This window comes from Streptococcus sp. ALY_211 (assembly GCF_058314555.1).
Genome location: NZ_JBZFUN010000016.1, coordinates 1 through 12,242 on the forward strand (window position 1 = coordinate 1; position 12,242 = coordinate 12,242).

Genomic DNA, 12,242 nt, shown 5'->3' on the forward strand with positions numbered 1-12,242 from the left:
CTTTGATGACTAGGTATTTCTTTGACTCTATCATAGTTAGTTCTATTTTCCTCATCTTTCTAGTTTACCAGACGGGACATTTTCACATTCGACCTAGCTAAGACATTATCATTTTCGAATGATAAGAACAGGGATAAATCCACCTACCAAGCTGATTTTTTCAACTTTTTTTGTTATAATAAAAAGGAAAATATTAATGAAGATTACCTATAACTTTCGTCAGGATAAGGGACAAAGCATTTCACATAGGTTTTAAAGATAAGGAGCACAGTACACTGTTATGGTAGCAACAAGCACCCCAAAATTATTTTCATTGACATCAAATACTGCAATTGCCGAGAAAATTTCTCAGGCCACAGGTATCCCACTCAGCAAGGTATCTTCCAAGCAATTTTCCGATGGTGAAATTATGATTAACATTGAAGAGAGTGTTCGTGGTTATGATATATATGTCATTCAATCTACAAACTATCCTGTCAATGACAATCTTTGGGAACTCTTGATTATGATAGACGCTTGTAAGCGAGCTAGTGCCAATTCTGTCAATATCATCTTGCCTTATTTTGGTTACGCTCGCCAAGATAGAATTGCCCAGCATCGTGAACCTATCACAGCTAAATTAGTTGCCAACATGCTCGTCAAGGCAGGAGCTGATAGAATTTTGACTCTCGACCTTCATGCTGTTCAGGTGCAAGGCTTTTTCGATATCCCTGTAGACAACCTCTTTACTGTTCCTCTTTTTGCTGAACACTATATTAATATGGGGCTAACAGGTTCAAATGTTGTGGTGGTAAGCCCCAAAAATTCAGGCATCAAGCGGGCACGCAGTTTAGCTGAATATTTAGATGCTCCTATCGCTATTATCGACTACGATCAAGATGATATGCACCGTGAAGAGGGCTATATCATTGGTGAAGTAACCGGTAAAAAAGCTATTTTGATTGATGACATTTTAAATACCGGTAAAACCTTAGCCGAAGCTGCTAAAATTGTTGAACGTGAGGGAGCCTCAAGCATCTATGCTGTCGCCAGTCACGGTCTATTTGCAGGCGGTGCATCTGATATCTTAGAAACTGCTCCTATTAAAGAGATTCTTGTCACAGACTCAGTCGCAACGAAAGAAAATATCTGTAGCAATGTAACCTATCTCTCAGCTAGCTCACTCATTGGAGATGCTATTACACGCATCCATAATCACAAACCGCTCAGCCCACTCTTTACTTATACTGCAGATAGTGAGGACAATTAATGATGATTTATCTCGATAATGCTGCCACAACTCCCTTAACCCTTGGTGTTATCGAAACCATGACCAATGTAATGACCAATAATTTTGGAAATCCTTCAAGTATCCATAATTATGGACGTACAGCCAGTCACTTACTCCGAGACAATCGACAGACTATTGCTGAACTTCTCGAAACTCAGCCTAGAAATATTATCTTCACATCGGGCGGTACAGAAGCTAACAATACCGCTATACAAGGCTATGCTCTTGCTAATCAAAATAAGGGAAAGCATCTTATCACAACAGCTATTGAGCATCATTCTGTTCTCAACATCATGGAATACCTTGAAAGCCGTTTTGGTTTTGAGGTGACTTATCTCCAGCCAAATGACCAAAATAAAATCACTACAGACAGCCTCAAAGAAGCTTTGAGAGACGATACCATTCTCGTTAGTACCATGTTTGCTAACAATGAAACAGGTGATCTCCTTCCGATTCAAGAATTTGGAGAATTATTGGCTGACCATCAAGCTGTCTTTCATGTTGATGCCGTTCAAGTCATAGGGAAAATAGCTATTTATCCAGAAAAGCTAGGGATTGATCTCTTATCTGCTTCTGCTCATAAATTTCATGGACCTAAAGGAGTTGGATTCCTCTATGCTCACCCTCTACATATGGATTCTCTCCTACATGGTGGTGAGCAAGAAGATAAAAGACGAGCAAGCACAGAAAATATGGTAGGGATAGCTGGTATGGCTCAAGCTATGACAGAAGCCTATCAAGATATGACTAACCACTACCAACATGTCAGTAATTTAAGAGAACAACTCTTATCCAACCTAGCTAATATGGACTACTACCTCAATGGAACAGATAATATGCTACCCTATGTTGTCAATATTGGTTTTCCATCTAGCAATAATGGCCTCCTTCTAACCCAGCTGGATCTATCTGGGATAGCTGTCTCAACAGGATCAGCATGCACAGCCGGCACTGTTGATCCTAGTCATGTACTTGCTGCTTACTATGGTAATGATTCAGATAGACTTCATGAATCCATTCGAATCAGCTTCTCAGATCAAACCCTGCCACAAGATGTTGAACAACTCACTACTAAATTAAAGGAGATACTTTCTTAACAATGGCTTTTGAAAAAACTATCCACCTTGATGATTGCCTATATCGTTACACCCTTACAAGTAATGTCCGAAAGTATACGTTAATTGATACTACTTTTGAACAAAACAAGCTTGGTCACTATGAACTGAATAGACTTCTCGAAGAAATTCCTAATTCTGGTAATGGCTTTCCTTTGAAGCTCACGGTCAATAAAGACCTCACTTCCTTTAAATTAATCATTACAGACCAGTCAGGGCTACGTCAAGTCAATATTTTTAAAAATAACAAGCTGAACATTATCCAAGATAAATTTTATTTTCTAATGGACAGTCTCGTAGAACGCGATATTTTTACAAAAGAAAGAGTTGATAGCTAAAACCTATATTATTTATAGGTTTTTTATATTAGTTAATTTGTTGCAGTTTTCACAAACTTAGTTTATAATCTAGTTGAATTTTAAATGAAATTAGGAGTTGATCATATGGCCATTGACAAATCCATCCCTAAAGCGACAGCAAAACGACTTTCACTCTACTATAGAATTTTTAAGCGCTTTAACGCAGAAAATATTGAAAAAGCAAGTTCTAAACAAATTGCTGAAGCAATTGGTGTTGACTCAGCTACCGTACGTAGAGATTTCTCATATTTTGGTGAGCTCGGTCGTAGAGGTTTCGGCTATGATGTCAAAAAATTGATGAACTTCTTTGCAGATATTCTCCATGATCATTCTATTACCAATGTTGCTCTAGTAGGTTGTGGCAATATGGGAAGAGCACTTCTTCACTATCGCTTCCATGAGCGCAATAAAATGAAAATCATCATGGCGTTTGATACAGATGATAATGAGCTGGTAGGAACTAAAACTACTGATGATATTCCTATTTATGGCATCTCAAGCCTTAAGGAAAAACTGGCAAATTCAGACTGCCAAACAGCTATCCTAACAGTACCTAGCATCAAGGCTCAAGAAGTATCTGAACAGCTAGTAGAAGCTGGTATCAAGGGGATCTTGAGTTTCTCACCTGTCAATTTAGATCTACCTAAAGGTGTCTTTGTCCAGTATGTCGATTTAACCAGTGAATTACAAACTCTACTCTATTTTATGAATCAGGATTAATAGAAAAAACATTTAAAGGAGGATATCTATGGCCCCTAAACCAATTATTGGTATTACAACAAATGAAAGACCCAATCCCAATACAGGTATTATGTGGAGTTATGCACCAACAGGATTCATCCAGGGTGTACAACGTGCAGGTGGACTTCCTCTGCTTATTCCTATAGGACCCCCCCAAGAGGCTAAAGATTATGTCGAAAAGGTAGATAAAATTCTTTTAATCGGAGGTCAAAACATTGACCCAGACTTCTATCATGAAGAAAATACTGCAAGTGATGATGACTTTTTACGAAAACGGGACATCTTTGAATTTGCTATCATTGATGAGGCAATCCGGCAAGAAAAACCTATTTTTTCAGTATGTCGTGGTACTCAGCTGATGAATGTGGCACTGGGGGGAAGTCTCAACCAGGCGATTGAAAATCATTGGCAAGATGAACCTAGTGACTACCTCTACCATCGTATGTCTGTCAAAGAGGACTCAAAACTAGCGGAATTTTATGGAAAAACCACAGAAATAAATTCTTTTCATCATCAAAGTATCAAAGAATTATCACCATTTTTAGATGTGATAGCTATGGATCCTGATGATAAAACAATAGAGGCTGTTCAATCCAATAATCCAGACATCCATTTCATGGGAGTTCAGTGGCATCCTGAATTACTTTTAAATCATCGCTCTGCAGATCAACAGCTCTTTGATTATTTTGTTAACGAGCTCTAAAGAATCAAGTCACTCCTTTCTCGAAAGCTATAATAACTTTTACTACCAACGATGATGTGATCTAGGAAATCTACTCCTAAGTCGTCACAGCATCGTTTTATTTTTTCGGTAAAATCAATATCATGATGACTAGGACGTGGCTGCCCCGAAGGATGATTGTGGACAACAATCAGTGAAGTCGCCATCAACTTACAAGCATGATGAAGAATTTCACGTGGCTCAGCAATAGAGTGACGAACACTGCCAATAAAGATCGTTTGCTGCTTGAGCAAACGATTCTGGGTATCTAAATAAAGAGCAACTAAATGTTCCTGCCTTTTATCTCTCAACTCCTCAATCATTTTTTTGGCCAATTGACTGCTAGAAAGGATACGCTCACGCTTTTCAGGCACTGCATTGTTGACACGTCTTGAAAATTCTAATATCGCCTTGATTTCTATAGCTTTCACAGGTCCTATACCATCAAGCTTTTGCAACTCTTTTAAAGAGAGTTGACGAAAATCAGCCAAGCTATCCATCTGACTAATAATATGATTAGCTAAAGATAAGACTGGCTCTTTTTTTGTCCCAGTACGTAATATAATCGCTAATAGTTCCTGATGACTGAGTTCTTCTGCCCCTTGAGCCATTAAACGCTCTCTGGGCTTTAAGGCATCATTTGAAATTCCAATAGTATACATAATAATATCCTCCATCTATATATTCGTAAAATAAAATCAAAAAAATGGTTAGAAATAAAAATTTCTAACCATTTCTACTATTTATTTCTTAAATTATTTTGCCTTACGTAACACTCCAAAGAGTATACCAGATACAATAGCACCAATAGCGACATAGACAAGATAGAGCCACCAGTTAGTCGTTAGAGCAACAACGAATACACCACCGTGTGGAGCCATCAACTTAATGCCTGATAGACCAACTAAGGCACCTGTAAGAGCTGAACCAGCCATAAAGCTAGGAATAGCACGAACTGGGTCAGCAGCACCAAATGGAATAGCGCCTTCTGTGATAAATGATAAGCCCATAACAATATTAGTCAAACCTGAATCACGTTCTTCTTGTGTAAACTTAGCAGGGAATAAGCGAGTAGCCACAAAGACAGCCAATGGCGGTACCATACCACCAGCCATTACTGCTGCCATAGCCACAGAACCACCGCTTGCTACTGTTTCAGCCAGTGTACCTGTACCAAAGATATAAGCAGCCTTATTGAACGGTCCACCCATATCGATGGCCATCATACCACCAACAACCAAACCAAGTAAGATAGCTGACGCACCAGACAATCCTTGGAGGAAGTCGTTCAAGGCTGTATTGATAGCGCCCATTGGGATATTCACCAAGAGCATCAAGAAACCAGTAATAGCAACACCAAGTAATGGTAATAAAAGAATAGATTTAATACCATCAAGTGAACGTGGAACTTTTATATACTTCCTTAGAAGAAGAACAACACCACCAGCTAGAAAACCACCAACCAAGGCTCCAAGAAATCCTGAAGGTACTTGTCCAGAAACGATTTTATTAACTGCTTCTGTAAGTTTGTTTTCCGAAGTAATTGAAGCAAATTTATCATAATGGACAATGTGGCTGTAATCCAATCCTATTTTAGCCATACTACCAGCTACAAAACCGGCAATCAAGCCAGGTTTCTCAGCAATGGAGTAAGCGATATAACCAGCAAGGATAGGTAGCATAAAATCAAAAGCTGCATTACCAATTTGATTGAAAAGCGCTGCAATCAAATGATAATTACCCAAGTGGCTAAGTTGAGATTTTGGTACACCCATTCCTTGGTCAATAAGGAATGAAAGGGCAATCATGATACCACCACCGATAACGAATGGCAGCATTTGTGAAACACCACTCATGAGGTGTTTATAGAAAGCACTGCCCAGACCTTTTGATTCCTCAGCAGAGCTTGACGCAGCTGCATCCGTTGCATGGAAAGTTTCACCCTTACCATCTAAGATATTTTGAATGAGCACTTCTGGCTCACGAATACCAGCAGCAACCGGTTTAGAAATCAACTGTTTACCATCAAAACGAGAAGTCTCAACAGCTTTATCCGCAGCAATGATAACACCCTGTGCTTTTGCAATCTCATCTGCTGTCAATGCATTACCAACACCAGAAGCACCATTTGTTTCAACACGAACGGTGACGCCCATTTCCTCACCTTGTTTGATGAGAGCTTCTTCAGCCATGTAAGTGTGGGCAATTCCTGTTGTACATGCCGTAACAGCAACGATAAGCGGTTTATCTGAATTGACTGCTTCTTGCTGTGCTGCAGCTTTTTGCGCTGCTTGCGCTTCATTTTTTTCTTCCTCTGCATCAAAAGTTGCAATCACTTGATCAGGACTGGTCACCTTGCGCAAACTATCTGCGAATCCAGGCTTCATCAAATACTTGGACAACTCAGCAAGAGCTGCTAAATGCGTATCATTAGCACCATCTGGTGCTGCAATCATAAAGAATAAATCTGTTGGTTGACCATCCAATGCTTCATAATCAACACCTTTACTAGACTTAGCAAAAAGCACCGTTGCTTCCGTCACAGCTTTATTCTTACTGTGAGGCATGGCAATACCATCCCCAAGGCCTGTTGATGTTTGGGCTTCACGATCCATGATACCTTTTTTAAAAACATCAAAATCTGTCACAACACCCTTATCTACCAAGCTAGCAATCATCTCATCGATAGCTGCTTCCTTGGTAGTCGCTTGCAAATCAAGAAGCATGACCTCTTTGTTTAGGACATCTTGAATTTTCATAGTTTTTCTACCTCTACTTTTTGATATGTATCCTTAATAAACTCAATACTTGCTAAATCATCCGAAAAGGCAGTTGCTGTACCGCAGGCAACCCCCCATTTGAGTGCTTCCACTGGATCTGCTGACTTAATAAATTCACCAGTAAAACCAGCAACCATCGAATCACCAGCCCCAACAGAATTTTTCACCTGCCCTTTGATAGGCTTAGCAAAGTAGGCAGCATCCGGTGTAACTAAGAGTGCACCGTCTCCAGCCATAGAGATGATGACATTTTGGGCACCCTTGGCAAGTATCTCACGCGCATACTTTTCAACATCCGCCAAACCATCTAACTTGACATTAAAAATTGCCTCAAGTTCATGATTATTAGGCTTGACCAAAAGTGGTTGGAAATTAAGAGAATCTAAGAGAGTCTGTCCCTCAAAATCACACACTACTTGAGCCCCTGTCTCACGAACTAGCGGAATCAGACGATTATAGATCTGATTGCCTAAGTTACTGGGCGCTGATCCAGCAAAAACAACAGTATCCTCAGACCCCAGTTGATCAAACACAGCTTCTAATTCTCTTAATTGTGCATCTGTAATCTGAGGCCCCTGACCATTGATCTCAGTTTCATCATCTGCTTTAATCTTCACATTGATGCGTGTATCCTGATCAACAGTCACAAAGCGTGTTTGAATATCTTCAGCTACTAAGCCTTCCTCAACAAATTTACCCGTAAAACCACCGATAAATCCAGTCGCCGTATTATCAATGCCGCATCGTTTAAGAATACGGCTAACATTGATACCTTTTCCTCCCGCAAACTTATCATCACTGTCCATGCGGTTAACACTTCCAATATTAACTTTTTCTAGACGAACGATATAGTCAATCGAAGGATTAAGGGTTACTGTATAAATCATACTTCTACCACCTCCGTTTTCTCTTTCAACGTATATACAAGTGACTGGGGCGAACGATCCACTATCAAAGTCACCTCGTTCACTTTAGCAAACTTGGCAAAAGAAATTTGATCCAACTTTGTGCTATCAGTGAGAACATAGGTAGCTTTACTACTAGTTATAATGGCTTGCTTGATACTAGCTTCAAAAATATCCGGAGTTGTCAGATAGTCTTCATCAATGCCGTTTGTCCCAAGAAAAGCCTTATCAAAATTAAGCTGGCTAATCTGATTAACAGCAATGGGACCGATATTTGCATCAGTTGTTTCTTTGACATTGCCACCAATAATGATAGTCGGAATACTCTTACTCGCCAAACTAATAGCATGCTGGGGAGAATTTGTAACAACCGTAATATCTTGACGGTTGATCTCATTGACCAACAATCCATTAGTTGTACCAGCTTCTATAAAGATAACCTCACCAGTTTCAATAAGACTAGCAGCTTCTTTAGCGATACGCTTCTTTTCGTGAACGTTTTTGATCGCTTTTTGCTGATTGGTCAGTTCTTCTTGTAAACTATGTAATTTTTCAGCCCCTCCGTGCACACGGCGCAACTGATGTTCAGCTTCAAGCTCATCTAAGTCCCTTCGAACAGTAGATTCTGAGGTATCAAGTATCTCTACTAAACTCTCAAGTGTCACAAAATCTTCGGATTGAATCTTTGAAACAATAATCTTTTTGCGCTCAGATTTTAGAATATCGACACCCCCTTGCAATCGTTTACATTCTCTATTATAGGCTATTTTAATCACATGTCAACCGTTTTCATTCATATTCCACCAAAAAACGTCAGATTTTTTAAATCTGACGTTCCTATCACTCCTTGATCAATGAGGTAGAATGCACGGACCGGTTATTTCTATCAGGATAAATATAATTAATCGCATGATTGATCGCTGTCGGAGCTTCACCAAAGCCAGTAGCGATCAATTCAACTTTACCAGCATAGTCAGCCGCATCACCAATAGCATAGACACCGTCTTGACTGGTCTCAAATACAGGAGAAACAGAGATGCTGGAGCGTTTATAATCGATCCCCCAATTTTTTAAATTTTTATTATTAGTCGAAAATCCAAAGCTAACAATCAGAGTATCCAGACTAAGATCAATAACCTCGTCTGACTTGACCTTTTGGACAGTCATGCCGACAACTCTACCGTCATCTCCCCTAAGCTCAACTGGCACAAAAGGTGTCAGCACCTTAACCGAAGATCCCTTAAGCTGCTCAACGCTATGCTCATGGGCACGAAAGGCATCACGCCGATGTACCAAGGTGACACTCCTAGCAATAGTCTCTAAATGTAGAGCCCAGTCAACTGCCGAATCACCACCACCACAAATCACAACATTTTGATCAGCGAACTGCTCTAAATTGCAGACATTGTAGAACAGATTGTGATCTGCATAGTCTTTCTCCCCCTCTAGCCCTAGCTGGCGTGGATTAAAAGCCCCATTTCCACAGGCAATAACAATAGCACGGCTATAATGCTTAGCTTTATTAGTTGTGATATGGAAAATACCATCAACCTTTTCAAAAGTTTCTACTTCTTCCTTAAGATAAATAGTCGTCCTATCTTTAAAGCGATCTAACTGCTGAATTAACTGCTCCGTTAATTGAGCACCTGTTACAGCTGGAATAGCTGGAATATCATAAATGACTTTTTCAGGGTAGAGAATAGCTGGCTGACCACCGAGTTCAGAAAGTGACTCAATGATAGCCACACTCATGCCACGTAAACCAGCATAGAAAGCGGCAAATAGTCCAACTGGTCCGCCACCAATAATAGTAATATCTCTTATGTCGTGTTCAGACATTGTTTCCTCCCTTAATCAATTTCATCCTTAATAGATTGAAAAATCCTTTTTTCCTCTGGCGACATCTCATAAGTTTCTAAAAGGTCTGGGCGACGTTCTAACGTTTTTCTCAAACTCTGCTCTATACGCCACTGACGAATATTATCGTGATGACCACTCATTAAAACATCTGGAACCTTCATGCCTCGAAAATCATAGGGCCTCGTATACTGAGGAAATTCTAGCAAACCAGATGAAAAACTATCATCTTGATGACTGGCCTGCTTACCTAAGACATCTGGTATTAAACGAACAGTAGCATCTACAATACTCATAGCAGCTAGCTCACCACCAGTCAATACGAAATCACCTAGGGAAATTTCATCTGTTACTAGTGTCTTAATCCGCTCATCATAACCTTCATAATGACCACAAATAAAAATGAGCTCGTCTTCTTGGGCTAGCTCTTCAGCATAAGTCTGATCAAATCGACGCCCAGCAGGATCTAGAAGAATCACCCGAGGATTAACAGCTTCAATCTGATCCATTGTATCAAAAATTGGCTGCGCCCTCAGTAGCATCCCTTGCCCACCACCATAGGGTTCATCATCGACATGACGGGACTTTTCAGCATAGTTACGAAAATTATGATAATGGACTTCCAATAATCCTTTTTCCTGAGCCTTTCCTACGATAGAATGCTCCAATGGCGCAAACATATCTGGAAAAAGCGTCAAAATATCAATCTTCATCGTCATCTAATCCTTCTAAGATATTGACATCTACACGCTTACCATCTACATCGATATCAAGAATCACAGAGGGAATATAAGGCAATAAGAGATCACGTTTCCCTTGACGCCGCACAACCCAAACATCATTAGCACCGGGCTGGAGAATTTCTTTAATCACACCAATGTATCGATCGTCTTCATAAACCTCTAGACCTATAATTTCATGATAATAAAACTCACCTTCCTCTAAATCTGTCAAATGATCCTCTGACACTTTAAGCATATAGCCCTTGTATTTTTCAATCGCATTGATATGATACATCCCTTTGAACTTAATAATATCAAAATTTTTATACTGACGATGACTAGCTATTTCAACATCTTGCACAAAACGATCCTTAGGATCAAACAATGATAAAATCACACCTTTTTTAAATCGTTCATCTGCAAAATCAGTAACTGATAAGACACGCATTTCGCCCTGAAGACCCTGTGTATTAACAATCTTACCTACGTTATAATATTCCATAGATTTTTCCTTTAGTTTATAAATTCATTCTCCACTATTTTACCACTATGAAGATCTCCTGCCTAGTCGAAAATTCTTCATATCATAGCTATTGACATCAATAAAATCAGATAAAAGATAATAATAAAAAGCCCCCAGTGGGCTTTTGACCAATAATATGCACCCTAGAGGAGTCGAACCTCTAACCGCCTGATTCGTAGTCAGGTACTCTATCCAGTTGAGCTAAGGGTGCTGGTAATTATCTACTTATACCGGCGGCCGGGGTCGAACCGGCACGTCCGTGAGGACACTGGATTTTGAGTCCAGCGCGTCTGCCAATTCCGCCACGCCGGCACGGTATAAAACAAAAACTGGGGTAGCTGGATTCGAACCAACGCATGAGGGAGTCAAAGTCCCTTGCCTTACCGCTTGGCTATACCCCAATGCAGAAATTATTATACGGTAATTACCAATTCCTGTCAATGCCATTTTTTATTTTTACAAATAAAAAGTAACAGTATAAACCGCTACTTCTCATCAATTATAATTCTAACTTTCTTAGTTTCAACTGGAACCGAGTAAACAATCGATCTTATCGCCATAATCGTCCGCCCCTTTTTGCCAATTACACGGCCGATATCCTCTGAAGCTAAATCGAGATGATACTCCATAAAACCAGAACCTTCTGAGACCTTGACTGTGAACTCATCAGGTTTAGTAATCAAGGGTTTAACAATTGCGATAATAAGATTTTCAATGGTATCCATAAGCTAAGTGATTATTTTGAGTATTTAGAATCGTGGAATTTTTTCATAATTCCTTCACGTGAAAGAATATTACGAACAGTATCTGAAGGTTGGGCACCTTTTGACAACCAGTCAAGAACACGCTCCTCCTTAAGAGTAACTTGATTTTCAGCCACCAAAGGATTATAAGTTCCAACTGTTTCGATAAAACGACCATCACGTGGTGCACGTGAATCTGCTACATTGATACGATAAAACGGTTTTTTCTTAGACCCCATACGAGTCAAACGGATTTTTACTGCCATTTTTAATTCTCTTTTCTGTAGATTATTGATCGAGAACTTAACTAAGCCCTCTACTTTGACTAGTATACCATAAAATAAAATGGTGTCAAGTTTTTTTCTTGACACCATTTTATTTTTATCATTCGAAAATGATAATGTCTTAGCTAGGTCGAATGTGAAAATGTCCCGTCTGGTAAACTAGAAAGATGAGGAAAATAGAACTAACTATGATAGAGTCAAAGAAATACCTAGTCATCAAAG

At 39.5% G+C, this 12,242-nt stretch carries 14 protein-coding genes and 3 tRNA genes; 5 read left to right on the plus strand and 12 right to left on the minus strand.

What is annotated here, in order from left to right:
- The first annotated feature begins 280 nt into the window (after window positions 1–280).
- The 5 genes from AC4HAJ_RS08425 to AC4HAJ_RS08445 all read left to right on the plus strand — a co-directional run bounded on the left by AC4HAJ_RS08425 (window position 281) and on the right by AC4HAJ_RS08445 (window position 4,188).
- Window positions 281–1,249 carry a ribose-phosphate diphosphokinase gene (locus AC4HAJ_RS08425; protein ID WP_491079714.1) on the plus strand — a complete coding sequence of 323 codons (969 nt, stop codon included), beginning with the start codon at window positions 281–283 and terminating at the stop codon, window positions 1,247–1,249.
- A 2-nt stretch (window positions 1,250–1,251) separates the two neighbouring features.
- On the plus strand, window positions 1,252–2,367 hold the full coding sequence (locus AC4HAJ_RS08430; RefSeq protein ID WP_491079724.1) for a cysteine desulfurase family protein: 1,116 nt from the start codon (window positions 1,252–1,254) through the stop codon (window positions 2,365–2,367).
- Between the two features lie 2 nt (window positions 2,368–2,369).
- Complete coding sequence (locus tag AC4HAJ_RS08435) at window positions 2,370–2,723, plus strand: DUF1831 domain-containing protein (protein WP_491079715.1); 354 nt, start codon at window positions 2,370–2,372, stop codon at window positions 2,721–2,723.
- Between the two features lie 105 nt (window positions 2,724–2,828).
- Window positions 2,829–3,464, plus strand: coding sequence for a redox-sensing transcriptional repressor Rex (locus AC4HAJ_RS08440; protein ID WP_491079725.1), 636 nt, complete (start codon window positions 2,829–2,831; stop codon window positions 3,462–3,464).
- Window positions 3,465–3,492: 28 nt separating this feature from the next.
- Window positions 3,493–4,188 carry a gamma-glutamyl-gamma-aminobutyrate hydrolase family protein gene (locus AC4HAJ_RS08445; RefSeq protein WP_491079716.1) on the plus strand — a complete coding sequence of 232 codons (696 nt, stop codon included), beginning with the start codon at window positions 3,493–3,495 and terminating at the stop codon, window positions 4,186–4,188.
- On the opposite strand, the gene radC is transcribed toward AC4HAJ_RS08445, so the two are convergent.
- From radC to rpsP, 12 genes are all read right to left on the minus strand, one after another.
- The gene (radC, locus tag AC4HAJ_RS08450; RefSeq protein WP_491079717.1) at window positions 4,185–4,868 is read right to left on the minus strand and encodes a RadC family protein; all 684 of its coding nucleotides are present in this window, start codon (window positions 4,866–4,868) and stop codon (window positions 4,185–4,187) included. The genes AC4HAJ_RS08445 and radC overlap by 4 nt on opposite strands.
- A 93-nt stretch (window positions 4,869–4,961) precedes the next feature.
- Complete coding sequence (locus AC4HAJ_RS08455) at window positions 4,962–6,965, minus strand: PTS fructose transporter subunit IIABC (protein WP_491079718.1); 2,004 nt, start codon at window positions 6,963–6,965, stop codon at window positions 4,962–4,964.
- Entirely contained in the window at window positions 6,962–7,873 is a 912-nt protein-coding gene (gene pfkB, locus AC4HAJ_RS08460) for a 1-phosphofructokinase (protein ID WP_491079719.1), read from the minus strand. Before pfkB ends, AC4HAJ_RS08455 begins: the two co-directional genes overlap by 4 nt.
- Window positions 7,870–8,613 carry a DeoR/GlpR family DNA-binding transcription regulator gene (locus AC4HAJ_RS08465; protein WP_491079726.1) on the minus strand — a complete coding sequence of 248 codons (744 nt, stop codon included), beginning with the start codon at window positions 8,611–8,613 and terminating at the stop codon, window positions 7,870–7,872. The genes pfkB and AC4HAJ_RS08465 overlap by 4 nt, the downstream gene beginning before the upstream one ends.
- Window positions 8,614–8,731: 118 nt before the next feature.
- The gene (locus tag AC4HAJ_RS08470; RefSeq protein WP_491079720.1) at window positions 8,732–9,730 is read right to left on the minus strand and encodes an NAD(P)/FAD-dependent oxidoreductase; all 999 of its coding nucleotides are present in this window, start codon (window positions 9,728–9,730) and stop codon (window positions 8,732–8,734) included.
- An 11-nt stretch (window positions 9,731–9,741) separates the two neighbouring features.
- Window positions 9,742–10,461 carry a tRNA (guanosine(37)-N1)-methyltransferase TrmD gene (gene trmD / locus AC4HAJ_RS08475; protein WP_491079727.1) on the minus strand — a complete coding sequence of 240 codons (720 nt, stop codon included), beginning with the start codon at window positions 10,459–10,461 and terminating at the stop codon, window positions 9,742–9,744.
- Window positions 10,451–10,972, minus strand: a complete 522-nt coding sequence (gene rimM, locus AC4HAJ_RS08480; protein WP_491079721.1) for a ribosome maturation factor RimM — start codon at window positions 10,970–10,972, stop codon at window positions 10,451–10,453. Before rimM ends, trmD begins: the two co-directional genes overlap by 11 nt.
- A 158-nt stretch (window positions 10,973–11,130) precedes the next feature.
- Window positions 11,131–11,204, minus strand: a tRNA-Arg gene (locus AC4HAJ_RS08485).
- Window positions 11,205–11,221: 17 nt separating this feature from the next.
- Window positions 11,222–11,305, minus strand: a tRNA-Leu gene (locus tag AC4HAJ_RS08490).
- A gap of 17 nt (window positions 11,306–11,322) precedes the next feature.
- Window positions 11,323–11,394, minus strand: a tRNA-Gln gene (locus AC4HAJ_RS08495).
- A gap of 84 nt (window positions 11,395–11,478) precedes the next feature.
- Window positions 11,479–11,718, minus strand: coding sequence for a KH domain-containing protein (locus tag AC4HAJ_RS08500; RefSeq protein ID WP_491079722.1), 240 nt, complete (start codon window positions 11,716–11,718; stop codon window positions 11,479–11,481).
- An 11-nt stretch (window positions 11,719–11,729) separates the two neighbouring features.
- Window positions 11,730–12,002, minus strand: a complete 273-nt coding sequence (rpsP, locus tag AC4HAJ_RS08505; protein ID WP_491079723.1) for a 30S ribosomal protein S16 — start codon at window positions 12,000–12,002, stop codon at window positions 11,730–11,732.
- Window positions 12,003–12,242: the final 240 nt, after the last annotated feature.